Source organism: Halomonas sp. 3F2F (genome assembly GCF_014897805.1).
In the GTDB taxonomy this organism is placed as follows: domain Bacteria; phylum Pseudomonadota; class Gammaproteobacteria; order Pseudomonadales; family Halomonadaceae; genus Vreelandella.
Map to the genome: position 1 here is coordinate 21,318 of NZ_JABUZE010000100.1, position 25,931 is coordinate 47,248.

A 25,931-nucleotide genomic window follows, 5' to 3' on the forward strand; every position below is an offset into this window, starting at 1 on the left:
TTGGCATTATTCAGCAGAGAATGCCGCTGAATAGATAGGCCGCTAATAATAATCGATTTCAATTCATTTGTCGGTCTCTGTTCGCCACGCAATGCCCTTGCTAAAGTATCCCAACGACAACTATCTCAACGACGACAAGGAACGATGCATGGCCACTAGCCTACTAACTCAATTAAAAGAGATGACCACGGTTGTCGCTGACACCGGCGACCTTGACGCTATCCGCCGCTTTAAGCCACAAGATGCCACGACCAACCCCTCGCTCATTTTGCAAGCTGCTCAGCAGGAAGAGCGACGTGCACGACTCGCCAGCATTGCTAAAGAAAGCACCAACCTGGAAGACGCAGTAGATCGAGTAGCCGTTGATATCGGCAGCGAAATCAGCGAGTTGGTACCTGGTTACGTGTCAACTGAAGTCAGTGCCCGACTATCGTTTGATCGTGATGCCACCATTGCCAAGGCACACTCGCTGATTGAGCGATACGCTCAGCAGGGCGTGGGTCCAGAGCGTATTTTGATCAAGATGGCATCGACCTGGGAAGGCATCCAAGCCGCTCGCCAACTTGAACGTGACGGCATTCGCACTAACTTAACCCTGCTATTTGGCTTTGCCCAGGCACAGGCCTGTGCAGATGCTGGTGCAACGCTTATTTCACCGTTCGTAGGCCGTATTCTCGATTGGCATAAAGCCAAAGCCCCTGACACAGATTTTAGCGGTGTCAACGACCCAGGCGTGCAGTCTGTTAAGCGCATTTATGACTACTACAAAGGCCATGGCTACTCCACCATCGTCATGGGCGCAAGTTTCAGAAACGTGGGTGAAATTCAGGCGCTCGCTGGCTGTGATCGCTTGACGATATCCCCTGCACTACTCAACGAACTAGACGAACTTCAAGGAGAGTTACCACAACAACTCATTCCCAAAGCAGCCAGCAGCGCACCGAGTGAAGCGTTAGCGCAGGCAGATTTCCGCTGGGCAATGAACGAAGATGAAATGGCGACGGACAAACTGGCAGAAGGTATTCGCAAGTTTATGGCTGACCAGCGCAAACTCGAAGAATTGCTAAGTAAGCTTCGCAGCAGCTAATTCGATTGCTGACTCCGCTGCATCGCTAACACAGCTATAGGCGGCAGCAAAAGTCAAAAGGCCCTCCAGGATGTTTATCTCAGGAGGGCCTTCTTATTTAGTATGCTCTTGAAACCTACATACAGATGAAGTGCGCTGCTAGTGGGCCGTCGAATTTTGCGCTTCGAGCATTTCCACAAGCGGTTGAAACTGTTCGCGGTTGTGCTCGTTCATATGCATCAGAATTCGATGGGCCTCTAAAATACGTTCACGCAGCCCCTCTTCGTCAGCGGGTTCAGCAGGCAAGTCTTCTAGGGCCGATGTTAGTTTCGACGCTTGTTGCAATGGGGCTTCCATCAGCGTAAAAAAACGTGCAAAACCCATTACATCCAGCATTTTCCGTACATCTGGGTTATCAGCAATGATGGTGGGTGGGTGCTCTAAGCGCCCTTTTACCGCCATAGCAACTTTGGCCAGAAAACCCAGCGCCGTCGAATCAACATTCGTCGCTTCGCGCAGGTCGATCATTACCGCCGTTAGCCCAGGCGTTTCAGCTAGGCGCTGAGCCTGAGAATCAAGCGTAGCGCACAACGTCAAGCGCACGTCGCCGCATAATTTTAAAACAAAAACACCGGAGTCGAACGCCGCTTTAATGCGGCCTTCTTCAATCAGCATGACCAAATCCGCTCACCATCATGATTGTCAGGTCATCGGGTAAAGCATCGCGGTCCTGGTTCGCCTCACTGTCCGCATCACCTTCTATAAGAAGAGAGTTGGTGTTGGCTAGCCGGTCGCGCAACTGCTCAAGCGTGACACTTTCACTTACTAATTGCTCAAGTTCCTTGAGCCGCGTGTCGAGTGTCTTACCCGGCAAGCATTCCAATACACCGTCTGAACACAGCCATAAATGAAAATCGGCCGGTAAAGCACAGCTGAGCGAAGGATACTCTACATCTGGAAAAAGACCTACTGGCATTCCCTCTCCTGCCAGACGTACTAGCTTACCACCAGACACTAGCAATGGCATAGGAAGCTGTGCACCGAGCGAATAGTGAAGCGTCCGCTCCTGATGGTCAATGACACCAACAAACAAGGTCGCGTGTTTGCCAATATCAGTATCCTGCAACTCTCTGTTTAATGCCGCCAACCAGTTAGGGGCCAACTGTTCTGGCGATTGGCCATCCCACTCATTAAGCCATCGATTGCATAGATACTTGAGCAGTACGGTAACAAACGCAGAGGACGCCCCATGCCCAGACACATCGGCAAAATAGAACGCGCTATAGCGATCGTTATAGCGCTGATAGTCAAGGAAGTCTCCCGACAAATACAGCGAAGGTGCAAACCAGTAATCGTAGTACACACCATTGATGATTTTGGGATGAATAGGCAATAAACGGCGCTGAATATGACCACCGCTCTGTTGATCCATACGCAGCAAGGCTAAATGCGTTTCCAGGCTTTCGTTTAATTCGGCCAGACGCTCTCGGTCTCGGTCTCGCTCCTGAGCCAATGTATGAAGCTCAATGGCTTTGCGAATCATCCGGCGCAACAGTTCTGCGTGGCGTAGTGGATGAACAATATAGTCAACTAAACCAACATCGACTGCCTTAATCAGGTCCGCGTCCTGACGAGAATCACTGACGACCAAGGTAGGCAAACGATGTGTCAGCTGCGACCACTGCTGGCGCGGCACTGCCCTTGCATGAGCAACGATAAGCGCTGTGTCGGCAGGCAAATTATCAATATTATCTGCTGCAAATACCCACAAGCCATCGCACGTAATCGCTTCTGCTAGCGCGTCACGCTCTTGCCCTGGCTCATCGATCACCGCGATCAACTGCTTGGAATGATCCATATTAAGCCTCAATCGGCGAAATCGTCGTCACCAAAATCGGTATCGTCGAATTCAAAATCGTCCATAGCAAACGGGTCATCCCCAAGCTCACCATCATTAATCTCAAACTGACGGCGTTGTAAGAAGGCATCACGAACAAAGCGGTAACGGTCGCCACTAATCAAGTCTTCTTGATCAAGTAGCCCTGCGCGAATATGAATAATATCCAGTGCCGCTAAACCATCCCTTAGCGCATGGTCATCCAGATAAGTAAGCGGATGAGCTGCAATATCAAAAGGTAGCCCAGTGGTATCCCTAAGTGTTCTAGGACCGAGCAGCGGTAGCACTAAATAGCGCGAGTCATCCCACCCCCACACCGCCAGCGTTTGTCCGAAATCTTCCTTATCAGCATTGATTTCCATCAACGTAGCGTAATCCAACAGCCCGCCGATACCCACCGTCGAGTTGATTAAAAAGCGCGAAGTAGCAAGCCCTGCATTAGCGGGCTTACCTTGGAGTAAACTATTTAACGCGGTACGCACGTCGCTAAGGTTAGCGAAAAAGTTACCTACCCCAGTTTGCACGGGATCGGGGGTAACCGTCTGGTACCCTTTAGCGATTGGCTTTAACGTGTAACGGTCTAGCACGTCATTAAAAGCAAACACGCGACGGTTAAACCCTTCCCAAGGATCTTCAGGGTGGACTTGCTCGCCAACATTCCCCCCTGAACTAGCACACCCACTCATGCTTAATACGGCTAGCAGCAAGACAGGCAATCCCTTGTAGCACAAACTAAACGCGCTTTTTGGCTTTGCTAACAACCCAAGCATGGTAGCTCCTTTCTCAACATGTGTGGCGTGCGGCTCGCCGCATTTCACGCCTGGAAATAATTAACCAAAAGCACTGTTATTGACGACGTATAACAACACTACCGGCGCTGTAACCTGCGCCAAACGAACAAATCACACCAATATCACCACTTTCTAACTGTTCACGATGCAGGTGAAAGGCAATAATCGATCCCGCTGAGCTGGTATTAGCATAGCGATCAAGAATAATGGGCGCTTGCGTTTTACTAGGCTCCACACCTAGCACTTTTCGCGCAATCAGGTCATTCATATGCTGATTAGCCTGATGCAGCCACATGCGCTTCAAGTCGCTTCCAGAAAGCTCTAGAGAGGCTAAATGGCTCGAAATCAGTTGAGCAACCATGGGGCACACTTCTCGGAACACCCGCCGCCCTTCTTGTACAAATAATTTGTCCAGCGCCAACGGATCACTGTCGGTGACGCGATTTAGGAAGCCTGCGTTATTACGAATCGCATTAGAGAACTTCGTCACTAGACGCGTACCTAATATTTCATACTGCTCATCAGACACAGCGCAATCACTGCTTTCCAGTACCATTGCTGTACAAGCATCGCCAAAAATAAAGTGGCTATCGCGATCTGTAAAGTTGAGATGTGCCGAACAGATCTCAGGGTTTACAATGAGAGCCCGCTTTACGCTACCAGATGCAATCGCATTGGCCGCTGTTTCAAGCGCAAATGTGGCTGAACTACAGGCTACATTCATATCGAAACCGTAACCGCTGGTGCCTAACGCCCGCTGAACTTCGACAGCCACAGCTGGATAGGCACGTTCTAGGTTCGAACACGCCACGATGACAAGCTCGATGTCAGCGGCATCAACGTTAGCGGCTGCCAATGCTTGTTGTGCCGCCTGGGTAGCCATATCGCACTGAATAGACGGTTCATCATTGCTGCGCTGTGGCAGTTTAGGCCGCATTCGCGCTGGGTCAAGAATTCCTGAGGCATCCAACACATAACGACTTTTAATGCCAGATGCCTTTTCAATAAACTCGCTACTGGAGTGTGACAACGGCTCTCGTTCACCACGTGAGATCGCATCAGCATGCCGAGCATTTTGGCTGTCTACCCACGCGTTAAATGCTTTCACCAACGACGCGTTATCAATGGCGTGTTCCGGCGTGTAAAGTCCTGTACCGGTAATCACCACATGTGTCATGCCTTTCTCCTTTTAGCGGCTTACTGAGAGTCGCTGGCTGTCAATCGATGTTGTCATCTGGGTGCATTGGCTTAACGACGTAAGCCTATTATCGTATTACGACAAGCGTTAAACGCTAACAAGCTCTTCCCAACGCTTTTCTAGGCGCTTTACAGAAACGGGCATTTTAGTACCCAGCTGCTGGGCAAACAGAGACACCCGGAGCTCCTGAATCCACCAACCAAATGCCACTAACTCTGGGTCTTCCGCGTCGCCTCTGCGCTCACTTTTACGGCGCGCGTCAAAACGCGTTTCCAATGCTTGGACATCGTGCATTAGCATTTGGTCGCGCCCTCGCTCGCGCGCGGCTTTTTCCAGCCGGATTAACGCAGCCTCTGTATAACGAGGATACTCCGTTAACCACTCTCCTGCATCGCGAATGAAACCGGGGTAAACCAATCGCTTCATCTGCGCGCTGACATCACTGTAAACAAGCGCCAACGCAAAATTGAGCTTCCCTTTTAAAATTTTGGTCACTGCCAAGTGCCCTTTCAGCGCCGCCTCAACATGCGTTAACAGTGTTTGTGCATGCGCTAACAAGCTTTCTTCAGATGTTTGCAAGCGCTGCTTAAGGGCTTGCTCCGAACGTGGCAGAGGATGCGCAGCCACTACTTGAGTAAACACCGCCAGTAAAAGATCATCAACCAGCTCATTTTTGGTCCCAACCTTCGCAAACAGCAACGCGCATTTTTCCACCCCCGGCAAACGCTTAATCGCTTTCATCTGATCCGGCTGTTGTGAGATCGCCAAACGCGCCACACCCATTTGATGCGCTGCCGCTGCCTTGGCGGGATGATCGAAAAGTGCCACTTTGAAGCGTGCATCTTCTGCTACCAGTGCCGGGTAGGCCTCAACACGAATACCCGCCTGAGTCGTCACCCGAGACTCGGGAAGCGGCTCACTAGGTAGACCTTCAAGCGCCGGAGCCTGATTAGCCTGCTCCGCTAACGCCTGAGCTCCCCTGCTGGCGGCTTCTTCAAAGCGCCTTTCCAGGGCACGTACGTCACGCCCCTGGCCCAGCGTTTTACCAGCGTGATCAACAACGCGCACGTTCATGATTAAATGTGGTGCTAGCAGGTCAAGCCGCCAGTCATCTGGGTGTACACGAGTACCCGTTCGCCGCCGAATAAACTCGCCAAGCGCCTCGGTCAGTGGGCGGTTATCAGGCACGAGCATTTCCAGCGCCGCATCGACCCAGTCAGGAATGGGGACCACTTGACGACGAATGCTTTTCGGCAGTGATTTAAGTAGCGCAATACACTTTTCGCGCAGCAACCCCGGCACTAACCACTCAAGCGCGTGCACGGGCAACTGAGGCAACATAGCGGCAGGCACTGTTAGCGTAACGCCATCATCTTCTGCATCAGGATCAAAGTGATAGCTAACCGGATAGGCAACCCCTGCTAACGTTAGGTGGTCAGGGTACTGCGCCTGAGTCACGTCGTTGGCATCCCGTGTTTTAAGTGCCTCAATATCGAATTTTAATAAGTCAGGAGACTCACGCTCTACCTGCTTGCGCCAGTGCTCAAATCCTTTGCCATTAACGATATCGTGAGGGAGCCGTTCATCATAAAAAGCAAACAACGTCTCTTCATCGACCAGAATATCGCGCCGACGTGCACGATCTTCGAGTGCCTCGACTTCTTCAATCAACGCTCGGTTATGGGCAAAAAACTCACCCTTAGTCTGAAATTCGCCTTCCACTAGCGCACGACGAATAAACAGCTCACGGGACTCTTGGGGAGCAATAGGGCCATAATGCACGCGGCGACGGGCAACGATAGGCAGACCAAACAGGGTTACTTGCTCGAACGCAACTACCTGGGCACGTTTCATTTCCCAGTGCGGCTCGCTATAGCTGCTTTTTATCAAGTGCTGCGCTTGAGGCTCAATCCACTGAGGGTCAATTTTCGCCACTGTACGGGCGAACAATTTCGTGGTTTCAATCAGCTCAAACGCCATTACCCACTTCGGCGTTTTTTTCGCCAGCCCTGAACCGGGGTGAATCATAAACTTACGATTACGCGCACCGAGATATTCACGATTTTCCAGCAGTGTTCCCAGGTTAGAAAGCAGCCCAGATAACAGCGCTTGGTGCAGTTTTCCTGACGTTTTACGACGCGCTTGCTTGGCCTGCTCTTCGCTTTCGTCTTCATCTCTGGGCAGCGGTGCGGGCACGTCGATGTCCATATCGCGCAGCAGCTGACGCAATTGACGGAACGTGTCATGCCATTCGCGCATGCGCAGATAGTTAATATAGTGCTCGCGACACCAGCGACGTAGTTGGTTGCCTGAGAGAGCCTCGCGGGCATTTTCGATGCCATGCCATAAGTTTAACAACGCAACAAAATCAGAATCGGGATCATGCCAGCGCTGGTGCGCTTGATCCGCCGCTTGGCGTTTGTCAGCAGGCCGATCTCTAGGGTCTTGTATCGCCAGAGCCGATACCACAATCAACACATCCCGAAGGCTGCCTCGTTCGGCACCTGCCAGCACCATGCGCGCTAGGCGTGGGTCGATGGGTAGCTTAGCGAGCTTGCGGCCCAGCGGGGTCAGGCGCTGCTGGTCGTCTACCGCCCCCAGCTCAAACAGCAAACGAAAGCCATCTTTTACGAATCGGCTATCGGGCGGGTCGACAAAGGGAAAAGCTTCAATACTGCCAAGCTTCAGCGCCAGCATGGAAAGAATGACCGACGCTAAATTGGTGCGCTGAATTTCTGGATCGGTAAACGCTGGCCGCGACAGGAAGTCTTCTTCATCATAAAGACGAATACACACCCCTTCCGCTACACGGCCACAGCGGCCTTTACGCTGATTGGCGCTGGCCTGGCTAATCGGCTCAATCGGTAGCCGCTGTATTTTCGCCCGATAGCTGTAGCGGCTGATACGCACCAAGCCAGGGTCAATAACGTAGCGAATACCCGGTACCGTGAGCGAGGTTTCAGCAACGTTAGTCGCCAGCACAATTCGCCGCCCTTTGTGAGAAGCGAAGACACGATTTTGCTCTTCGTTGGAAAGCCGAGCATAGAGCGGCAATATCTCGGTGCCGGTTAGGTCAGCCCGCCGCAGCGTATCGGCTGTCTCACGAATCTCCCGCTCCCCGGGTAAAAACACCAGCACATCGCGTGGACCATGCAGCCAGCCCTTCTCACGCTCGATGGTTTCGATTTCGCGCACGGCGTGCAAAATGCCTTCTTGCAGTGTCCGGTCATCCTCATCCTCTTCGCTACGCGCCAGCGGGCGGTAATGCACATCGACGGGAAAAGTGCGGCCAGAGACTTCAACCACCGGCGCAGGCGCGTTGGCACTGCCGAAGTGGGCAGCAAAACGATCTACATCAATGGTGGCTGAGGTAATAATAACTTTTAGATCAGGACGTTTCGGCAGCAGGCGCTTTAAATAACCCAGCAAAAAGTCGATGTTAAGGCTGCGCTCGTGCGCCTCATCAATAATCAGCGTGTCGTAACGCAGCAGCAAAGGATCGTGCTGGGTTTCTGCCAGCAGGATACCGTCCGTCATCAGCTTTACGAGCGTATTTGGGGAGCTTTGATCATTGAAGCGTACTTGGTAGCCGACCTGCTCACCCAGCGGCACGCTCATCTCTTCCGCTAATCGCCCAGCAACGCTACGCGCTGCCAGTCGGCGTGGCTGGGTATGCCCAATCACCCCTTTACGCCCACGGCCAAGCTCTAAACAAATTTTAGGCAGCTGAGTGGTTTTACCCGACCCTGTCTCCCCCGCCACGACCACTACCTGATGGTCGCGGATAGCGTTTAGGATATCCTCTCGTCGTTCTACTACAGGCAACTCGGCAGGATAATCCAGCGCCACCTTCAGTGCTTCACGGTTAGCAAGCAGGCGCTTAGCTTTTTCCAGGTCGCGCTGAACTTGCTGGACACCGTGGTCAATCGGTTTTCTGTCTCGTTGACGCCGCTTAAGGCCTGCCACACGACGCGCTAGCTGCTGTGCATCACGCAGCATAACGTGCCTTATCTCCTCATCTAATACGGTGAGTGGATAAGCGTTCTGGGCGTCAGCATGGGAAGTTTGCGTGTCGGTGGTCACGTTAGGCTCGGTTTCCATCTCAGAATAAAATCGGCCCACTGCATGAGTGGGCCGACTATTGTAACGCCTTCGATAACAGGACGCCTAACAGCCACCTAATAGCGAACTCATTAAGCGCTTAAGCGTTGCTTGTTTCCTGATCGCGGAGCTGTCGACGCAACACCTTGCCAACGTTGGTTTTGGGAAGCTCATCACGGAACTCTACGTACTTCGGAACTTTGTAGCCGGTTAGCTCTTTTTTGCACCACTTGCGCAGCGTCTCAGCGTCTAACTCACTGTTTTTGGAAACAACGAATAGCTTGATGGCTTCTCCAGCACCTTCATCGGGCACACCCACTGCTGCAGACTCCAACACATCTGGATGCGCTGCCACGACATCTTCTATTTCATTTGGGTAGACATTAAAGCCAGATACTAAAATCATATCTTTTTTACGATCAACGATCTTGATGTAGCCATCATCTTGCAACACGGCAATATCGCCCGTGTGGAACCAGCCGTTTTCATCAATAGAATTGCGGGTTTCATCTTCGCGCTGCCAGTAACCTTTCATCACCTGAGGCCCTTGCACGCAAAGCTCACCGGGCTCACCCATGGGAACATCATTGCCGTCTGCATCTATCACTTTCACAGCGGTACCAGCCACTGGCTTACCAATGGTGCCCAGCTGTATAGCGTTTGTAGGGTTAAAGCTAACAATGGGCGATGTTTCCGTTAGCCCGTAGCCCTCTGCAATCGGGCACCCCGTTGTCTCTTCCCAACGCTGAGCCGCCGCTTTAGTCAGTGCCATACCGCCGGAAATGGTCAGCTTTAGCTTTGAAAAATCGAGCTGCTTAAAATCATCTCGGTTACACAGCGCATTAAACAGCGTGTTCAGACCAATAAACCCGGTAAACGGCAAGCCTTTAAGCTCTTTGACAAAGCTAGCTAAGTCACGAGGATTAGTAATCAATAGCGAGTGGTTGCCTGTTTCCATCAGGAATAAACAGTTAACGGTAAACGTATAGATGTGATAAACCGGCAATGGCGCAATTACCAGCTCTTCGCCATCGGTCAAGTGTTCACCGATAGCAGCACGCGCCTGAAGCATATTGGCAACTAGGTTCTGGTGGGTCAGCATCGCGCCTTTAGGCATACCGGTGGTGCCACCGGTGTATTGCAGTGCAGCCACATCATCCATGGTGCGTTGCACCTCAGTATGATGTAACGACGCGCCTTTTTTCAGTGCATCGCGGAAGCCAACAGCGTTGGGTAGCGAGTAGGCAGGCACCATCTTTTTAACGTGCTTAACAACGGCGTTAATTAGCCAACGCTTCGGCACATCGTGCATATCGGCAAGCTGGGTAACCAAGACGTGTTGGATATCCGTTTTATCCAGCACTTTCTCAAGCTTATCCGCCATATTGGCCAAAATCACAATGGCTTTGGCATTTGAGTCTTTGAACTGGTGCGCCATCTCCCGCTCGGTGTAAAGCGGATTGGTATTAACGACCACGAGCCCCGCCCTTAGTGCACCAAACACCGCCACGGGAAACTGCAGCACGTTAGGCAACTGAATGGCGATCCGGTCTCCAGGAACCAAGTCGGTTTCATGCTGCAACCAAGCTGCAAAATTGGCAGACAGACGATCAAGATCGGCAAACGTTAGGGTTTTGCCCATGCAGCTAAATGCCGGCTTGTTGGCAAAACGTTTAACCGCTGAATGAAAGACATCCGTGACTGAGTTGTACTGATCCAAGCCTTCAAGCACTGGGCCACGTAGTACGTGGGCATTGGCGTGTTCGCTCATGGGCAATCTCCGCTATCCGTGTCGATATTTGACCGACCTTGTTATTGTGCGTGACTAAGTAGCAAGCCTAAAAGAGCCAACCATATACGACAGGCAGCACGCTGTAAAACGATCGATTGAAACTGGCGTTTCAACTTTAGCTTAAAGCACGGCCCTGTTGCTGTCGCTCACGCTGTGTCGCCACCCTATTTGCTATGACCGTAACGCGCTTTGATCTCTCCCTCGCGCCATACCAATAATTCACCAGGAACCATTCGCTGCCACGCTTCATTTTGGGTAAGTGGCTCTGTAGCAATCACAGAGACAATATCGTTAGGCGTCGTATGCTCGATAAAGTTAACCGTTAACTCTGCATCGGACAGCTCCGCCTCGCCAAAGGGCGCGCGGCGAGTGATATGAGCCAATTTAGTCGAGCAGTAGCTGTATAAGTAAACGCCATCAGATAACAGTAGGTTAAAAACGCCTAGTCCGCGCAACTCTTCACATAGCCCGTGCAAACGCTCCCACAATGATTCAGGAGACGCAGGCGGCGTGGGAAAGCAACGACGCAGTTCGCCCATTAGCCAGCAGAAAGCGTGTTCACTATCTGTGTTACCTACCGGGGTGTACGTACCTAACGGCAACTGCTGCCAATCACTCAACTGACCATTATGGGCGTAGCACCAGGGTCGCCCCCACATTTCACGGGTAAATGGGTGCGTATTTGCCAGCCGTACGCCACCCACATTCGCTTGGCGAATGTGGCTAATCACTACATTGGACTTGATAGGATATTCACAGATTAAGCGGGCTATCGGGGAATTAACCGAGGGGTGAGGATCACGAAACTCGCGGTACCCCCCCTCCTCGTAAAATGCGATGCCCCACCCATCGCGGTGAGGCCCAGTGCCCCCACCGCGGTGTAAAAAGCCGGAAAAGCTGAAACAAATATCGGTAGGAACATTGGCGCTCATGCCTAGTAATTCACACATCGGCTAGCTCCATCATCGCGCCTTGTACTCGCATTAGGTAATCACTGGCTCCCGGCGCCGGGTTGGCTGAGGATCTTCTTCCTGGGACTGATGCTGAGACACATCATCATAAGGTTCTGGCCTACGCCACCACCACAGGGCAATGCCAACACATGCGCCTAAGGCAATGCCTAAAATCAACCACAGCAAACCACCACGTAGTGCACTGGCGCTATGCTCAAGAAAAGCAACCGCAGACACCATGGCAGCCGGTGCCCAACCAGTATAAAACTCACCCTCTTCTACTAACGGTAACTGATACCCTGCAGGTATCCACATCGCTCCCGCCACACACCAGGTAATTACCAAACGCGGTAGGCGAGGCAAGAATGCTAGCGCAAAGTAGACAGCAACCAGCACAACCAGTGAAAGAACGTAATAACTTGACCACAGCAGTGACATTGAGTCTTCAAACAGCATAATACCCCTCATGTGGGTGGAGACACCCGACGTTGATTTCCCGTTATGGTACCTATCAATTTATGAAAGCACAGCCTGATAAGCACGAAGGCTCGCCTGTCACACATTATTATCGCGCTAATTCTCCAGAATGGCACTGGTTAGAAGAGCGTGATGCGCCTGACGTATCGCTTTTTTTAGAAGCCGCGAACCATCAGCATGATGAATGGTTTGCTCCTTTACGGCCGCTTGCTGAAACACTTTATCAAAGCCACTTAGCGCGTCGTGAATTGGCAATAACCAGCCTTAAGACAGCGCTTGACCACTTTACGTTCTGGAGCAATACCGCCGCCGAGGATGATTACCCTTGCTGGTGGCGCCACCCTAACAACCAGCCCGATGCTCACGAGTGCTTTCTTGACGTACGCGAACGTGCCGCCGATCAGCCTTTTTATGACATGGGTGACATGGCACTTTCCCCGAATGAGCAGTGGCTTGCCTGGACGGAAGATACCCAAGGCGACGAGCGCTTTACTCTATGGTTAAAGGCGCTACCCGACGGTAAACCTCAGCAACTACTTAGCGATATTGGCCCTAGCGTATGCTGGGCAGAGGATGAGACAACCAACGGCGCAACGCTGCTATTTACACGCTTTGATGACACTCAGCGCCCGGACTCCATCTGGCGTGTGTGGATACCGTTTTCAACGCCAGAGCGCCTTGCTGAACCAACCTTAGTAATGCGTGAGAACGATCCGGAGTTCTGGATTGGGATTGGCAAAACGCGCTCGAAAGCATGGCTTTTGATTGAAAGCGGTTCGAAAGATACAACAGAAATTCATGCCGTGCTGGCAGATCAGCCCCATGCTCCCCCGATGTGCCTACATGCCCGCCAGGCAGGGGTTGAAGTGAGCATTGATCATCGCCCTGGTACGTTTTATCGCTTACAAAATCTCGCAGGCCCGCATTTTCAGCTCGACTTCACACGCGCTGATCAACAAAGCAACCCTGCTCCCGAGTGGAAGTCGCTGATAGCTCACCGTGAAGACACTACCCTAGAAGGGATCGATGCGTTTGAATGGGGGCTAATCATCGCCGAGCGAAGCCATCGCGATGCCCAGGTTATGTTACGCCGCTTAGTGCTAGATAAAGATCACAACCTCACACTAGATAAGCATATCGAACTACCTGAAACGCCCTGCTCGCAGCTACTAGAAGATTCGCCGCACTTCGATGCAAATACCGTACACCTACGCGAAGAGTCGTTCACTCGCCCTCCCAGTTGGTATGCGCTAAACCTGGATAGCGGTGAACGTACGTTGCTAAAGCAAGTCCCCGTTTACGGTCAACTGCGGCCTGATCAACTAGTCAGCCAGCGCATATGGGCAACTAGCGCTGACGGCGAACGCGTGCCAGTATCCATTGTCATGCGCGCTGACTTAGCCGGCCAACCACTGCCCACGCTGCTGTATGGTTACGGCGCCTATGGTGAAGCGCTTGACCCCTGGTTCTCAATTGCTCGGCTCGAACTACTGGAGCGTGGCGCAGCATTTGCAGTCGCCCACGTACGCGGCGGCGGTGAGCGAGGCGAACCATGGTATCTAAATGGCAAAATGGCTCATAAAGAGAATAGCTTTAACGACTTCTTAGCTGCCCGAGAGGCGCTAGTAAACCAGGGGCTTAGCCAGCCAGAACGGATCGTGGCTTGCGGGGCAAGCGCAGGCGGTTTGCTAGTCGGCACCTGCGTCAATCGTAAACCTGAGGCATTTTGCGCAGCAGTATTGGAGGTGCCGTTTCTGGATGTGCTCCGCACCATGCAGAACCCAGAGTTACCGCTTACCACCGCCGAATATAGTGAGTGGGGCAATCCTGAAGCCCCAGAAGTCGCCGAGCGTATCGCTGGCTACTCACCTATCGACAACATACGCGCCCAGCACTACCCATCACTATGGATAGAGGGCAACTGGTTTGATACTCGCGTTAGTTACTGGGAGCCTGCCAAGTTTTATGCCCGCGTTACCGAGGCACAGCAAGGCAATGCCCCTGTACTGCTTCACACCGACATGACCAGCGGCCACGGCGGCGCCTCCGGCAGGTTCAAAGCTTGGCGAGATGCGGCTCGCCAAGACGCATTTATCCTGTGGGCGCTCGGGCTAGCCCCTATGGACGCGGCAAAGCAAGCGCAATAGTTGCTTATCAAGAAACAGCCGACAGCTCGAAAATAACATTCAGGCAGCGCCCAGGCGCTGCTTTTTTGTGAACAAACACTTTATGGAAAACATTTCCACAAAGTGTTTTTTACGTCATACTACCTATAAGTTTTATAGACAAACGTCTAGTTCACAAAGTCAGGAGCACACCATGCGCTATCAGGAACAGTTTCCAACAATTTGGGATACCCCGCCAAAGACAACAGAGCCAACCGATCAAGCGGCGACGCGAGAAACCACAGCGAAGCCACAGCCCTCACCGTTTAAAGAAGCGTTTTTAACCATTTGGGATAGCACAAAAAGCAAAACCGCCAGCTAACGTTATTACCGTTAGCCAGCGGTTAGTGAGCATGCCAGGGAGGGCGACTGTTAGGTTTAGGACATCGGCAATACAGCGATAATATGCTCTTCCAAAAGGCGCTCGGGCACGTCATCTTGAGAAACCGCAAAACTTCTTACGCTTACGCCCTTCCGGTGAACGCGCTCAGCATCGTTACTCAGCAGCGGATGCCATCCTGCTAGCTTGCGTCCTTCAGCAACACGCCGATAGCCACATGTGTGCGGCAGCCAGGTAAACTCTTTGACGAGCTCAGGCGTCAGTTGGGTACAGTCGGGTACGCTATCGAAACGATTTTCATAGTCACTGCACTGGCAACTGTGAATGTCCAGCAACCGACAGGCAACGTTAAGCACCGCCAATTCTTGCGTTTCATCGTCGTGGAGCTTCAACAAGCAACACTGGCCGCAGCCATCGCATAGCGCCTCCCACTCTTGGGGCGTTAATTCTTCTAGCGAGTATCTTTCCCAGAAGCGCTCACGCATGGCCGCCACCATCATTGACTCCCTTTACTTTCAACATGTCTGAATAACTCCCACTCTCCGCAGTACCACCACTGCTGGTTAGCGTGGCACGACACTCTTGCCATAACACGGCGAAGTCGGCCGCTAGGCATGGATAGTCTTCGTAAAGCCAAGGCACTAACTCGGCTAAGCGGTTCGGCCCCGATAGCCGCTGACCAATGCCTGCTACTGCACGGCAGGTAAAGTCAAAATCAGCGTAACGGTGCAGCCAGTCATGCTTAATCATCAACGGCATCATGGTAGACAACCGTTGCGGCGCAGGCCAAGCCTGTAACAGCTGATAGCAGCGCTCGATTAACTGGTGCTGCTGCTCTCCCGCCTGCTGACGAGCAAGAAAATGATCCCACACGATATCTAACGCGATACCGGCGTAACGCCGCTGAGCGTGTGGCGCGCGACGCTTTGCTTCTAAAACGTTTGGGTGCCGATCAATCCAGGCATCCACGCGGCGATGATGACGTATGCCGCGAGCAACATCTGGCGACCAAGCCGTTAAGTCTTGCCCCTTCACGCCGTCAGCAATCAGATTTCCGTACAGAAACTCATCACTGCCAGGATGGGCAAGCCAAGCATGGGCAAGAAAGTTCATGGCAAAACGCTCATGGCAGAACGTTCATGGCAAGAAGCTCATAACGCTCATTCGCGGTTAGCCGCCTGAGCGCGATGAACATCCAGCAAATAGGCTTCTTTCGCAGGCGGCATTTGCAGGTAAAAGCCTTGCTCTTGGATTGCATCCATCACATCAGCAGCGTTCACTCGAGCCAGCTTTTTATCGGCAGTCAGTATCATTGTCAGCACCGGCACTGGCTTACCGAAGGTATCCATCAATGCGTCGGGCACGGATGACAACCCTTTCTGTTTGTCTATGTAGAGATACATCTCGTCTTTGCGTGAGCTTTTTAAAATCTCACAAAGCAATTTCTCGCTCATTACGATAACTCCTCAAGCGCTTGATGAATTTCTTGAGTTAAATAGGCATCACGCCAGCCGCCAGGAGTGGTTAATGGCTGATTAGCAAGCTGCTGCATCACAAGCGCCTCAATATCTCGCCGCCGCAGCAACATCTCGGGCGCTATTTGCAGCTCAGCAGCCTTCTCAGCCACTACTTTTTTAAGTGCTTTAAAGCGCCGCTTAAACACAGGATGCATCGGGTCTGGCCAGCGCGCCAGCAAATCACTTTCGGGGCAATGCTGAGCCTGTTTCACCAGCGACAGCAGCGTATCGCCTTCTTTTTTAACCAGGGGCGGCTTAACCCCTTCAATTTCTGCTAGCTCATAACGATTTTTAGGTATTTTTTCAGCCACCGCGAACAGCAGCTTATCGCTAACCAACCAATTGCGCGGCAAATCCCGACGGCGGGTTTCGCCTTCCCGCCAAATGGTCATTAAGCGGTAGGCTTCAAGCTGTCGAGGATCAAGGCGCCACAACTGCCGCTGGCGCGTATACCATTGGCCATCGCTCTCTACGCTGCGACCTGCCTGCTCGATAAGACTGGCACACTCATCGTCAAGCCACTCGCGCCGCCCCAGTTGTTCAAGCTTCTCCGCTTGAAGCCTCCAGACCTTCAGCAAATAGATAACATCTAACGCCGCATATTCGCACTGGGAGGGCGTTAAGGGGCGCTCTAACCAGTTGGAACGCGTTTCCTCTTTAGGCAGCGTTTCCCCCATCCAGTGCTCTACCAATTTTTGATAGCCCATGCCGGGAGTTTCCCCCAAAAAAGCCTGAGCGACTTGCGTATCTATAAGCGGTGCTGGCAATACGCCGGCCCAGTGTTGGAAAACCTCGAGGTCTTCGCTGCAGGCATGCAGTAATTTGATGGCACTATTTTGCAACAAATCACGAAAAGCAGCGGTGCAAGGCGTGCTCAACGGGTCCACTAAATACGCCATGTCACCGGTGGTGAACTGAACAAGCGCTGGCACCGGAAAAAACGTGTTTTCACGGAAAAATTCAGTATCTAGGGCAATCACACTGGCACCGGCGACTTGCTCGCATACAGCATCTAAGGCGTCGGCACTATCAATCCATTGATACAACGAGGGGGCTAAAGAGGACAAAGCAAACTTCCGGGTTGGCACAATCGCAAAAGCGCTTGCGTTTTTTATAAGGTCAATCGCTGGCGAAAGGCTGGCGACCATTAAAGGCGCGGCTTAGCGTACCACCGTCTACATACTCAAGCTCCCCTCCCATGGGCACACCATAGGCGAGTCGCGAAAAAGAGACACCGTAGTGAGCAAGCTGGGCGGCAATGAAGTGCGCTGTCGCTTCGCCTTCTACAGTGGGATTGGTGGCAAGCACGATTTCGCGAATATTGCCTTCTGCGACGCGGCTTTCCAATAGATCCAATCCAATGGCATCTGGGCCAATGCCGTCCAGCGGAGAAAGGTGACCATGCAATACAAAATAACGCCCTTGAAAGCCACCCGCCTCTTCAATAGCAAGCTGATCAGCAGGCGACTCAACCACACACAGCAGCGCATCATCACGCCGGGGACTTTCGCACAGCGCGCAGATATCCGCTTCGGTCAACGTACGGCAGCGCTGACAATAACCGACCTCTTCAATGGCCTGCTGAATCACCGCTGCCAACCGCTGCCCTCCTGGGCGCTCGCGTTCTAACAGGTGCATGGCCATGCGTTGGGCCGTTTTTGGCCCAACGCCCGGCAACACGCGAAAAGCGTCCATCAGTTGCTCAACAAGCGGGGAGAAGCGCATGTTTAGAACGGCATCTTAAAGCCGGGCGGCAAGTTCAAGCCTGCCGTCGCTTCTTCCATTTTCGCTTTGGAGTTTGCTTCCACTTTTCGAACAGCATCATTCACGGCAGCGGCGAGCAAATCTTCCAGCAGCTCTTTGTCTTCTTCAAGAACGCTGGGATCAATAGTGACATTGGTAACATCGTGGCGGCCGTTCATGGTGATTTTCACCATACCGGCGCCCGCTTCGCCATGGACTTCCGCTTTAGCAGCTTCTTCTTGAATCTGCTGCATCTTTTCCTGCATCTCTTGGGCTTGCTTCATTATGTTGCCCATTCCACCTTTAAACATGCGGTTATCTCCTGAAGGAATATAAAATAAGCATCGCGAGTCAATCGTCAGCGGCTAAGAACGCTTGTCAGACGCGGGTTTAACGGTTGACTCAATGAGAGTAGCCCCAAATGCCTGCTGTAGCTTCTGTATATTGGGGTCGCGGTGTAATAGATCAACAGCCAACGCGTGGCGCTCTTTCTGCTGACGCTCTTCCTGCTGGCGGGGCGTTTCAAGATCAGGTGCTAAGTCAGCCACCGTAAACTCGATGCGCCGAGGCAGCCCATAACTACTTAGCGCGCGCTCAATACGGCCATTGTGAACATCGGCCTGCATAGCGGATTGCCCAGGATCAAGCCGCAGCACCACCGTGTGGCCATCATCGCTTTCAAGCTGACAGTGCGCTGCCAAATTACGGGTAAGCCCGCCTAACCCAAGGGCACTGAAGCATGCCAGCCAGCCAGCATGGTCTAGACGTTCGTCAGCAGCGACCTGGCTGTTGGCAGCACTGGCTGGCACCTCACTGGAAGCTGGCTCTGGCTCTGGCTCTGGCTCTGGCTCTGGCTCTGGCTCTGGCTCTGGCTCTGGCTCTGGCTCTGGCTCTGGCTCTGGCTCTGGCTCTGGCTCTGGCTCTGGCTCTGGCTCTGGCTCTGGCTCTGGCTCTGGCTCTGGCTCTGGCTCTGGCTCTGGCTCTGGCTCTGGCTCTGGCTCTGGCTCTGGCTCTGGCTCTGGCTCTGGCTCTGGCTCTGGCTCTGGCTCTGGCTCTGGCTCTGGCTCTGGCTCTGGCTCTGGCTCTGGCTCTGGCTCTGGCTTGCTCTGATGAAACAGCGTCAGGCGCGCTTAACTCGTCAGTTGCACCCGGGGCAGCACTCGCCTGCACCGCGGCTGAGTCAGGCATTGTTGCCTGATTGCTCGGCAGCGCAGGCTCAAGCTTTTTTGCCGCTGGCTCATGGGCAGAGACTGGTTCAGATGCGTCGCTATCCTCAGATGCAGCTACCTGAGCAGCAGGTTCATGAGAGACAGGTTCATGAGAGACAGGCTCATGCGACACCGCGGCTTGGGAAACAGCGTCACTGGAAGGTTCGCGACGCAGCGGAAGCGGCGTGGCAGCAGGCTTTGGTACGCCCTGGGGGCGAAACGCCAGCATTCGCAACAGCGTCATTTCCAGCGCACTGCGCAGATCAGGTGCATGCACCATGTCGCCGCGCCCTTGAATGCCGATCTGGTAATAGAGTTGAATATCCTCGGCAGTAAAGCGGCTCGCCAGCTGTTGAATAAGCGCTCGATCACCGTGGCTATTATCAACGGCATCAGGCACCATCTGCGCCACAGCCAAGCGATGCAGAACCGCACTTAACTCATCCAATACTGCTGCAAAATCAGGCCCCTGCTCCGATAACTGAGCAACCTCGGCTAGCAGACGCTGAACATCAACATCAGCCAGTGCTTCTACCAGCGCCAACACATGGCGATGATCCAAGGTACCCAGCATGGCAGCGACATCCGCATGGCGAATCGCCCCCTGGCCAAAGGCAATGGCTTGATCGGTCAGGCTCATTGCATCGCGCATAGAACCTTCTGCGGCCTTACCTAACAGCCACAGAGCGCTCTCATCATACTCGACCCCTTCCTCCCCCAGCACATAGGTTAGGTGCTCTACCACCCGTTCAGGGGGCATATGCTTAAGCGTGAACTGTAAACAGCGGGATAGGACGGTGGCGGGCAGTTTTTGCGGATCTGTGGTGGCCAGCAGAAACTTCACGTGGGGTGGCGGCTCTTCCAGCGTTTTAAGCAACGCATTGAAACTGCTGGTCGACAGCATGTGTACCTCGTCAATCAGGTACACCTTATAGCGCCCTTGCGTTGGCGCATACTGCACGTTATCAAGCAGCTCTCGGGTATCTTCAACCTTTGTCCGTGAAGCAGCATCGACCTCGATCAAGTCAACGAATCGACCTTCATCAATCGCGCGACAGCTGTCGCACTTACCGCAAGGCGTTGAGGTAATGCCTTCATTACCACGGCCATTTGCGGTGCAGTTAAGGCATTTAGCCAGGATACGCGCAAGGGTGGTCTTGCCCACCCCGCGAGTACCCGTAAATAGGTAGGCATGGTGAAGACGGCCTTGGTCGAGCGCATTGACCAAGGCGCGCTGAACATGGGCCTGGCCCACGAGCTCGTGGAATGTACGCGGCCGCCATTTGCGGGCCAGAACCTGATAGCTCATTGAGCATTACTTCCTTTGGCGGGCTAACTGTCGATGCGAAAAGGACACCATTCTAGCGGCTGCGCTGCAGCCCGCCAACCGCTCAGCCCAATAGACTAGCAGTCCACCAGACCAAGCGGCATTGGGCAATAAACGTTAAGCGTTGTTGTCACTTTCAGCAGCGCCAGCACGCTGGGCAGCTTCTTTGATCAGCTTTTCGAGCTCACCACTTTGATGCATCTCGATCACGATATCGCAGCCGCCAACCAATTCGCCTTCCACCCAAAGCTGCGGGAAGGTCGGCCAGTTAGCAATTTTTGGCAGCTCAGCGCGAATATCTGGATTATCCAGCACGTTAACAAAGGCAAAACGCTCACCGCAGCCCATCAGCGCCTGCACTGTTTGTGCAGAAAAACCACACTGCGGCAGCTGGGGGGTACCTTTCATGTAGATAAGAATGGGGTTTTCACTAATTTGGCGCTGAATATTTTCGGCAGTCGTACTCATGATGTGCTCCTAAAACAAGTGATGTTATCTCGCCAGTTTACGCAATTCGTTAACTCGCTTTAACCCTTAAAGCCGAAGATTACCTTTTGTTGCTGTGCAACCTAATACTTGAGCAAACTACTCGGCCTTACCATGTGGGTCGTCATTCTACGCATGCCGAGCGCGTTGCGCATCCCCCGCCGCATCGCTAGGATAGTGTTTTTGCGCGGAGAGATATCATCATGGCGACACGCCATTTCTTAACCTTGCTGGATTTAACCCCAGATGAGCTGGCGTACCTGATTCAGCGTGCGATTAAGATCAAAACCGAGCTCAAGGCTAACGGCCCCATCTATACGCCGCTGCCTAACCGCACGCTGGCGATGATTTTTGAAAAATCTTCGACTCGCACTCGTGTGTCGTTTGAAACCGGCATGGCGCAGTTCGGCGGTCACGCCCTCTTTCTCTCTCCCCGCGACACCCAGCTAGGGCGTGGAGAGCCGATTGAAGACACCGCCCGCGTACTGTCCGAAATGGTCGATGCGGTAATGATTCGGACCTTTTCACACGCAGGCTTAGAAGCCTATGCCAACGCCAGCAGCGTGCCTGTGATTAACGCGTTAAGTGACGATTACCATCCTTGCCAATTGCTTGCAGACGTGATGACCTGGACCGAGCTGCGTGGCAGTGTAGAAGGACGCACGGCTGTTTGGGTAGGTGATGGCAATAACATGTGCCACTCCTGGATTAATGCCGCCCGTCAGTTTGGTTTCAAACTGCGCGTTTGTTGCCCTAAAGGCTATGAACCCCGCGCTGACATTATGGAAGCCGCCGGGGACTGCGTAACGTTGCATCACAACCCCCACGAGGCTGCCAAAGACGCCGACTTGATCACGACAGATGTGTGGGCATCCATGGGGCAGGAAGAAGAACAAGCTAAGCGCGAAGCAGACTTTGCAGGCTTCCAGGTCACTGAAGCAATGCTTGATAGCGCACAACCTGATGTGCTTTTCCTACACTGCCTGCCTGCCCACCGCGGCGAAGAGATCAGCACTACCTTATTGGACGATCCACGCGCTGTCGTGTGGCAAGAAGCGGGGAATCGCCTGCATGCACAAAAAGCGCTAATTGAATTTTTACTGCTTGGCAAAATTGCCAACGACGAGTAACGCCTAAGGGTACGTGCTTTTTTAGCACAGGCTTTCAGTCACGTGAACGCCCAACAGCACGCACTCTCACACGTACTCTCGCATATACCCTCGCACGAACTATCAATTGAAAATGATAAGCATAAAAAAACGCCTCGTTACTGGTAACGAGGCGTTTTTTTGGATTCTGTGGGTCTATAAAATGGTGGAGCCTAGCGGGATCGAACCGCTGACCTCAACACTGCCAGTGTTGCGCTCTCCCAGCTGAGCTAAGGCCCCACATAGTTTTACATGCCGCTTTCTTCAAACCACTCATTGAGCAGCGGCGAGATACTACGCCAGTAATTTGCTTAGCGTCAAGCTAATCATGAACAACTATCAACTAAATTCTCCTTTGTTTAGAGCTGTGGCACTCTATATCATGCAACGCGGCTTAGGCCCACCACTACGATGATTTCATGCAGGAGCCTGCACCTTGATCAAAGTTTTAATCGCCGATGATCATCACCTAGTGAGAACCAGCATTGCTCATCTGCTAAACGAAGAGTGCGATATTAAAGTCGTAGGTGAGGTCGACGATGGCGAAAGCGCAGTGGCTCAATGCCGTCGTTTAAAACCTGACATTGTCGTTATGGATATTCGCATGCCGGGCATCGGCGGACTCGAAGCTACTCGCCGCATCCATAGAACAATGGAAGACGTCAAAGTACTCATATTAACCGCTCACATTGAAGATAGTGCGTTACGGCTCATGCTGGAAGCGGGTGCGATTGGCTTCCTCAGCAAAGGGGCTGACACGTCAGAGATGACCGACGCTATCCGCCAAGTCTTTCACGGAAAGCGCTATGTCAGCCAAGAAATCGCCCAGCGGTTGGCGCTTTCCCATTTTACTGACGAAGACAATCCGTTTAGACACCTATCGCATCGTGAGCTACAAATCGCCCTGATGATTGTCAACTGCCAGCGCGTCCAGGATATTTCAGACCGCTTGCACCTTAGCCCCAAAACAGTGAACACCTATCGCTATCGGCTATTTGACAAACTAGAGGTCGCTACCGATGTAGAGCTTACCCACCTAGCACTACGCCACGGTTTAGTTGAGGGCTTTGACGCCATGCTGGGATAGACCTACCATCGCAGCTTCCGTTGCCTAGAAGCGCCGATATCCAGCCATGACTTTTGATGCCAAGCAATTTTTAAGCTCTGTCAGTGCCTCGCCCGGTGTTTATAGGATGCTGGACGAGCACAGCAACACTCTCTATGTCGGCAAAGCCAAGCGCCTGAAAGCTCGACTTGCTAGCTATTTCCGTGGCCAGCTTAATGCCAAAACCCAGGCGATGGTGGCACGAATTGCAGATATCCAAATTACCGTCACCCGTAGCGAAACAGAGGCCCTGCTGCTAGAGCAGACGCTGATAAAAGAACTGCGTCCGCCCTATAACATTCTGCTAAGAGACGACAAGTCCTACCCTTTCGTATTTGTGACCGATCGGCACGCTTACCCTGCGCTTGAATATAAACGCGCGCGACAGCGTCGAGGAGATGGCCGCTATTTAGGTCCTTATCCAAGTAGCGGAGCGGTGAAAGAAAGCCTAGCGCTGATGCAGAAAATTTTTCGCATACGTAATTGTGAAGATAGCGTGTTTGCCCACCGCTCTCGACCATGCCTGCAATATCAAATTCAGCGCTGTAGCGCGCCTTGCGTTGACTTCATTTCGGAAGCAGATTATCGACGCGACGTTGAGCATGCAGTGATGTGCCTTGAAGGTAAAAGCGAACACGTCACCCAGCTTCTTAGCGAGGAGATGGAAACGGCCAGCCGCGCTTTGAATTTTGAAGAAGCAGCAAGGCTGCGTGACCAAATACAGCAGCTACGCCAGTTACAGCAACGCCAGTTTGTCGATAACGAAAGTGGTGATGCCGATGTCTTTGCGCTAGCCCAACGCCCAGGGGCGTTAGGCATATCAATACTTAGCGTTCGCGATGGCCGCTTACTGGGCGCTCGCCATCACACGCCTAAAAACGACCTCGACCTGCCACCGGACATGCTGCTGACGGAAGTCGTTAGCCAGTACTACTTTGGTCAACCCCACAACGTACCCAGTGAAGTAATTACCAGCCACCCACTGGAAGATAGCCCACTGATTGCCGACGCACTTTCACAGCAAGCGGGCAAACGCGTTCGCGTCACCAGCCAAGTTCGGGGGCATCGCGCCCAGTGGCAGCATCTGGCTATGACCAATGCCGAGCAACAGCTTGCTTCGCAGCTAGCTAACAAAACCCAGCTTACTCAGCGATTTGAAGCCCTCCAGAAAGCGCTCGCATTGGACAAAATACCCCAGCGCCTTGAGTGTTTTGACATTAGCCACAGCCATGGGGAAGCGACCGTTGCTTCCTGTGTCGTATTTGACCATCAGGGCCCACGCAAGAGCGATTACCGCCACTTCCGCATCGAAGGCGTCGCCGCAGGCGATGATTATGCAGCCATGCAACAAGCACTAACACGCCGCCTTAAACGGGTAAAAAGCGGCGAGGCAGTGGCGCCTGACATTTTGATCGTCGATGGCGGCAAAGGTCAGTTGAACATGGCTCGCGGTGTGTTAACCGAGCTAGCGGTTACCGATATCATTTTGCTCGGCGTTGCTAAAGGCACCACTCGTAAAGCAGGCCTAGAAACGCTCTTTCTAGAAACCACTGACAATCCCTTACCCCTTGACCCCGCGTCGCCAGCATTACATTTAATTCAGCATATACGCGATGAATCTCACCGTTTTGCCATTGCCGGCCACCGCGCTCAACGTGACAAAGCACGCCGCACCTCTACACTTCAAGACATTCCCGGCATAGGCCCTAAAAGACGGCGCGAACTATTACGCTTCTTCGGCGGCTTGCAGGGCGTTCAGAAAGCTAGCCGCGATGAGCTGGCGCGCGTACCTGGCATTAATGCCTCGCTCGCTGAGACAATTTACCAATCCCTAAATGGATAAACCTACTGTTAACATGGATGCTAAGCACCAAGGGGGATAGAATATCCCCCACTACACTCCGTCTTCCATGACTCTCCGGCAAGGATCGCGCCCCGCGATGAATATACCCAACATACTTACTCTGGCAAGAATCGTTTTTATTCCACTGTTAGTAGTGCTTTTTTACCTACCTTTCAGTTGGAGTATGCCAGTCGCTGCAGGCTTATTTGCACTAGCATCCATCACCGACTGGCTAGATGGCTACTTAGCCCGCCGCTGGAATCAATCAACGCCGTTTGGCGCGTTTCTCGATCCTGTGGCTGATAAATTGATGGTCGCGGTTGCACTGGCGCTACTCATTGAGCGTTTTGACACACTGGTATTAACACTGCCCGCATTGGTCATTATCGGCCGCGAAATCGTCATTTCGGCACTTCGTGAGTGGATGGCCGAAATGGGCAAGCGAGGTATGGTTGCGGTGTCCTGGATCGGTAAGCTTAAAACAACACTGCAGATGGTTGCCTTGCTCATACTTCTGGCCTTCCCTCCAGGACATGAGTTTGCGCTAATGGGTGTGGTTGTTCTTTACGCTGCAGCCATTCTTACGCTGTGGTCCATGGCGCAGTACCTTAAAGCGGCCTGGCCCCACTTGAGTCGTTCCATGTGATCGACTCTCTAGACGACTGAACCTTCAGACAAATTCATTAATTGACAAGCGCGTAGCGATGTGTATAATTCGCCCTCGAGTCGAGCGGGAATAGCTCAGTGGTAGAGCATCGCCTTGCCAAGGCGAGG

General features: G+C 52.8%; 24 protein-coding genes and 1 tRNA gene. 7 read left to right on the forward strand and 18 right to left on the reverse strand.

The window, feature by feature from the left end; translation table 11 throughout:
• Nucleotides 1-148: 148 nt before the first annotated feature.
• Nucleotides 149-1,087 (forward strand): transaldolase, encoded by a 939-nt coding sequence (gene tal, locus INT21_RS11625; RefSeq protein WP_193068462.1) that lies wholly within the window; start codon nucleotides 149-151, stop codon nucleotides 1,085-1,087.
• Nucleotides 1,088-1,225: 138 nt separating this feature from the next.
• On the opposite strand, the gene INT21_RS11630 is transcribed toward tal, so the two are convergent.
• The 8 genes from INT21_RS11630 to INT21_RS11665 form a co-directional block, all read right to left on the reverse strand.
• Nucleotides 1,226-1,741: an STAS domain-containing protein gene (locus INT21_RS11630; RefSeq protein ID WP_089037897.1), complete on the reverse strand. Its 516-nt coding sequence runs from the start codon at nucleotides 1,739-1,741 to the stop codon at nucleotides 1,226-1,228.
• Nucleotides 1,731-2,924 (reverse strand): PP2C family protein-serine/threonine phosphatase, encoded by a 1,194-nt coding sequence (locus INT21_RS11635; RefSeq protein ID WP_089037896.1) that lies wholly within the window; start codon nucleotides 2,922-2,924, stop codon nucleotides 1,731-1,733. Before INT21_RS11635 ends, INT21_RS11630 begins: the two co-directional genes overlap by 11 nt.
• Before the next feature lie 8 nt (nucleotides 2,925-2,932).
• Nucleotides 2,933-3,733 carry an MlaA family lipoprotein gene (locus INT21_RS11640; RefSeq protein ID WP_193068463.1) on the reverse strand — a complete coding sequence of 267 codons (801 nt, stop codon included), beginning with the start codon at nucleotides 3,731-3,733 and terminating at the stop codon, nucleotides 2,933-2,935.
• Between the two features lie 76 nt (nucleotides 3,734-3,809).
• On the reverse strand, nucleotides 3,810-4,931 hold the full coding sequence (locus tag INT21_RS11645; RefSeq protein WP_193068464.1) for a beta-ketoacyl-ACP synthase III: 1,122 nt from the start codon (nucleotides 4,929-4,931) through the stop codon (nucleotides 3,810-3,812).
• 108 nt (nucleotides 4,932-5,039) lie between these two features.
• Entirely contained in the window at nucleotides 5,040-9,053 is a 4,014-nt protein-coding gene (gene hrpA / locus INT21_RS11650; RefSeq protein ID WP_193068465.1) for an ATP-dependent RNA helicase HrpA, read from the reverse strand.
• A gap of 100 nt (nucleotides 9,054-9,153) precedes the next feature.
• Nucleotides 9,154-10,824 carry an AMP-binding protein gene (locus INT21_RS11655; RefSeq protein WP_193068466.1) on the reverse strand — a complete coding sequence of 557 codons (1,671 nt, stop codon included), beginning with the start codon at nucleotides 10,822-10,824 and terminating at the stop codon, nucleotides 9,154-9,156.
• Between the two features lie 185 nt (nucleotides 10,825-11,009).
• Nucleotides 11,010-11,795, reverse strand: coding sequence for a class II glutamine amidotransferase (locus tag INT21_RS11660; RefSeq protein ID WP_089037892.1), 786 nt, complete (start codon nucleotides 11,793-11,795; stop codon nucleotides 11,010-11,012).
• A 33-nt stretch (nucleotides 11,796-11,828) separates the two neighbouring features.
• Nucleotides 11,829-12,254, reverse strand: coding sequence for a hypothetical protein (locus INT21_RS11665; RefSeq protein WP_193059278.1), 426 nt, complete (start codon nucleotides 12,252-12,254; stop codon nucleotides 11,829-11,831).
• Between the two features lie 62 nt (nucleotides 12,255-12,316).
• On the opposite strand from INT21_RS11665, the gene INT21_RS11670 reads away from it, so the two are divergent.
• A complete protein-coding gene (locus INT21_RS11670) occupies nucleotides 12,317-14,422 on the forward strand; it encodes a S9 family peptidase (RefSeq protein ID WP_193059277.1) in 2,106 nt (701 codons plus the stop codon).
• 172 nt (nucleotides 14,423-14,594) lie between these two features.
• Entirely contained in the window at nucleotides 14,595-14,762 is a 168-nt protein-coding gene (locus INT21_RS11675) for a hypothetical protein (RefSeq protein ID WP_193059276.1), read from the forward strand.
• Between the two features lie 56 nt (nucleotides 14,763-14,818).
• Here the strand turns inward: INT21_RS11675 and INT21_RS11680 are convergent, their stop codons facing one another.
• From INT21_RS11680 to grxD, 9 genes are all read right to left on the reverse strand, one after another.
• Complete coding sequence (locus INT21_RS11680) at nucleotides 14,819-15,277, reverse strand: YcgN family cysteine cluster protein (RefSeq protein WP_038482916.1); 459 nt, start codon at nucleotides 15,275-15,277, stop codon at nucleotides 14,819-14,821.
• Nucleotides 15,258-15,893: an acyl carrier protein phosphodiesterase gene (locus INT21_RS11685; RefSeq protein ID WP_226912760.1), complete on the reverse strand. Its 636-nt coding sequence runs from the start codon at nucleotides 15,891-15,893 to the stop codon at nucleotides 15,258-15,260. The genes INT21_RS11680 and INT21_RS11685 overlap by 20 nt, the downstream gene beginning before the upstream one ends.
• Before the next feature lie 47 nt (nucleotides 15,894-15,940).
• Nucleotides 15,941-16,234: a YcgL domain-containing protein gene (locus tag INT21_RS11690; RefSeq protein ID WP_038482913.1), complete on the reverse strand. Its 294-nt coding sequence runs from the start codon at nucleotides 16,232-16,234 to the stop codon at nucleotides 15,941-15,943.
• Nucleotides 16,234-17,364, reverse strand: coding sequence for a ribonuclease D (gene rnd, locus INT21_RS11695; protein ID WP_193068468.1), 1,131 nt, complete (start codon nucleotides 17,362-17,364; stop codon nucleotides 16,234-16,236). Before rnd ends, INT21_RS11690 begins: the two co-directional genes overlap by 1 nt.
• 52 nt (nucleotides 17,365-17,416) lie before the next feature.
• Nucleotides 17,417-18,022 (reverse strand): recombination mediator RecR, encoded by a 606-nt coding sequence (recR, locus tag INT21_RS11700; protein ID WP_125746835.1) that lies wholly within the window; start codon nucleotides 18,020-18,022, stop codon nucleotides 17,417-17,419.
• Between the two features lie 2 nt (nucleotides 18,023-18,024).
• Nucleotides 18,025-18,351, reverse strand: coding sequence for a YbaB/EbfC family nucleoid-associated protein (locus tag INT21_RS11705; protein WP_038482905.1), 327 nt, complete (start codon nucleotides 18,349-18,351; stop codon nucleotides 18,025-18,027).
• A gap of 54 nt (nucleotides 18,352-18,405) precedes the next feature.
• Entirely contained in the window at nucleotides 18,406-18,849 is a 444-nt protein-coding gene (locus INT21_RS20390) for a DNA polymerase III subunit gamma/tau C-terminal domain-containing protein (RefSeq protein ID WP_319022695.1), read from the reverse strand.
• 1 nt (nucleotide 18,850) lies between these two features.
• Nucleotides 18,851-20,557 carry a DNA polymerase III subunit gamma/tau gene (gene dnaX / locus INT21_RS11710; RefSeq protein ID WP_226930632.1) on the reverse strand — a complete coding sequence of 569 codons (1,707 nt, stop codon included), beginning with the start codon at nucleotides 20,555-20,557 and terminating at the stop codon, nucleotides 18,851-18,853.
• A 135-nt stretch (nucleotides 20,558-20,692) separates the two neighbouring features.
• Nucleotides 20,693-21,043 carry a Grx4 family monothiol glutaredoxin gene (grxD, locus tag INT21_RS11715; protein WP_038482899.1) on the reverse strand — a complete coding sequence of 117 codons (351 nt, stop codon included), beginning with the start codon at nucleotides 21,041-21,043 and terminating at the stop codon, nucleotides 20,693-20,695.
• 221 nt (nucleotides 21,044-21,264) lie between these two features.
• On the opposite strand from grxD, the gene argF reads away from it, so the two are divergent.
• Nucleotides 21,265-22,191: an ornithine carbamoyltransferase gene (argF, locus tag INT21_RS11720; protein ID WP_193059257.1), complete on the forward strand. Its 927-nt coding sequence runs from the start codon at nucleotides 21,265-21,267 to the stop codon at nucleotides 22,189-22,191.
• Between the two features lie 182 nt (nucleotides 22,192-22,373).
• Here argF and INT21_RS11725 read toward each other — a convergent pair.
• Nucleotides 22,374-22,449 (reverse strand) — tRNA-Ala (locus INT21_RS11725).
• A gap of 196 nt (nucleotides 22,450-22,645) precedes the next feature.
• Between INT21_RS11725 and uvrY the strand changes: the two genes are divergently transcribed.
• The 3 genes from uvrY to pgsA all read left to right on the forward strand — a co-directional run bounded on the left by uvrY (nucleotide 22,646) and on the right by pgsA (nucleotide 25,803).
• Entirely contained in the window at nucleotides 22,646-23,296 is a 651-nt protein-coding gene (gene uvrY / locus INT21_RS11730) for a UvrY/SirA/GacA family response regulator transcription factor (RefSeq protein WP_038482893.1), read from the forward strand.
• A 46-nt stretch (nucleotides 23,297-23,342) separates the two neighbouring features.
• On the forward strand, nucleotides 23,343-25,157 hold the full coding sequence (uvrC, locus tag INT21_RS11735; RefSeq protein ID WP_089038595.1) for an excinuclease ABC subunit UvrC: 1,815 nt from the start codon (nucleotides 23,343-23,345) through the stop codon (nucleotides 25,155-25,157).
• Nucleotides 25,158-25,254: 97 nt separating this feature from the next.
• Nucleotides 25,255-25,803, forward strand: a complete 549-nt coding sequence (gene pgsA / locus INT21_RS11740) for a CDP-diacylglycerol--glycerol-3-phosphate 3-phosphatidyltransferase (protein ID WP_038482886.1) — start codon at nucleotides 25,255-25,257, stop codon at nucleotides 25,801-25,803.
• The last annotated feature ends 128 nt before the right edge of the window (nucleotides 25,804-25,931 follow it).

Bases quoted from the DNA above. Each gene is read 5' to 3' on its own strand.
- tal (WP_193068462.1), top strand. From the start codon at position 149: ATGGCCACTAGCCTACTAACTCAATTAAAAGAGATGACCACGGTTGTC.
- INT21_RS11630 (WP_089037897.1), bottom strand. From the start codon at position 1,741: ATGCTGATTGAAGAAGGCCGCATTAAAGCGGCGTTCGACTCCGGTGTT.
- INT21_RS11635 (WP_089037896.1), bottom strand. From the start codon at position 2,924: ATGGATCATTCCAAGCAGTTGATCGCGGTGATCGATGAGCCAGGGCAA.
- INT21_RS11640 (WP_193068463.1), bottom strand. From the start codon at position 3,733: ATGCTTGGGTTGTTAGCAAAGCCAAAAAGCGCGTTTAGTTTGTGCTAC.
- INT21_RS11645 (WP_193068464.1), bottom strand. From the start codon at position 4,931: ATGACACATGTGGTGATTACCGGTACAGGACTTTACACGCCGGAACAC.
- hrpA (WP_193068465.1), bottom strand. From the start codon at position 9,053: ATGGAAACCGAGCCTAACGTGACCACCGACACGCAAACTTCCCATGCT.
- INT21_RS11655 (WP_193068466.1), bottom strand. From the start codon at position 10,824: ATGAGCGAACACGCCAATGCCCACGTACTACGTGGCCCAGTGCTTGAA.
- INT21_RS11660 (WP_089037892.1), bottom strand. From the start codon at position 11,795: ATGTGTGAATTACTAGGCATGAGCGCCAATGTTCCTACCGATATTTGT.
- INT21_RS11665 (WP_193059278.1), bottom strand. From the start codon at position 12,254: ATGCTGTTTGAAGACTCAATGTCACTGCTGTGGTCAAGTTATTACGTT.
- INT21_RS11670 (WP_193059277.1), top strand. From the start codon at position 12,317: ATGAAAGCACAGCCTGATAAGCACGAAGGCTCGCCTGTCACACATTAT.
- INT21_RS11675 (WP_193059276.1), top strand. From the start codon at position 14,595: ATGCGCTATCAGGAACAGTTTCCAACAATTTGGGATACCCCGCCAAAG.
- INT21_RS11680 (WP_038482916.1), bottom strand. From the start codon at position 15,277: ATGGTGGCGGCCATGCGTGAGCGCTTCTGGGAAAGATACTCGCTAGAA.
- INT21_RS11685 (WP_226912760.1), bottom strand. From the start codon at position 15,893: ATGAACTTTCTTGCCCATGCTTGGCTTGCCCATCCTGGCAGTGATGAG.
- INT21_RS11690 (WP_038482913.1), bottom strand. From the start codon at position 16,234: ATGAGCGAGAAATTGCTTTGTGAGATTTTAAAAAGCTCACGCAAAGAC.
- recR (WP_125746835.1), bottom strand. From the start codon at position 18,022: ATGCGCTTCTCCCCGCTTGTTGAGCAACTGATGGACGCTTTTCGCGTG.
- INT21_RS11705 (WP_038482905.1), bottom strand. From the start codon at position 18,351: ATGTTTAAAGGTGGAATGGGCAACATAATGAAGCAAGCCCAAGAGATG.
- dnaX (WP_226930632.1), bottom strand. From the start codon at position 20,557: ATGAGCTATCAGGTTCTGGCCCGCAAATGGCGGCCGCGTACATTCCAC.
- grxD (WP_038482899.1), bottom strand. From the start codon at position 21,043: ATGAGTACGACTGCCGAAAATATTCAGCGCCAAATTAGTGAAAACCCC.
- argF (WP_193059257.1), top strand. From the start codon at position 21,265: ATGGCGACACGCCATTTCTTAACCTTGCTGGATTTAACCCCAGATGAG.
- uvrC (WP_089038595.1), top strand. From the start codon at position 23,343: ATGACTTTTGATGCCAAGCAATTTTTAAGCTCTGTCAGTGCCTCGCCC.
- pgsA (WP_038482886.1), top strand. From the start codon at position 25,255: ATGAATATACCCAACATACTTACTCTGGCAAGAATCGTTTTTATTCCA.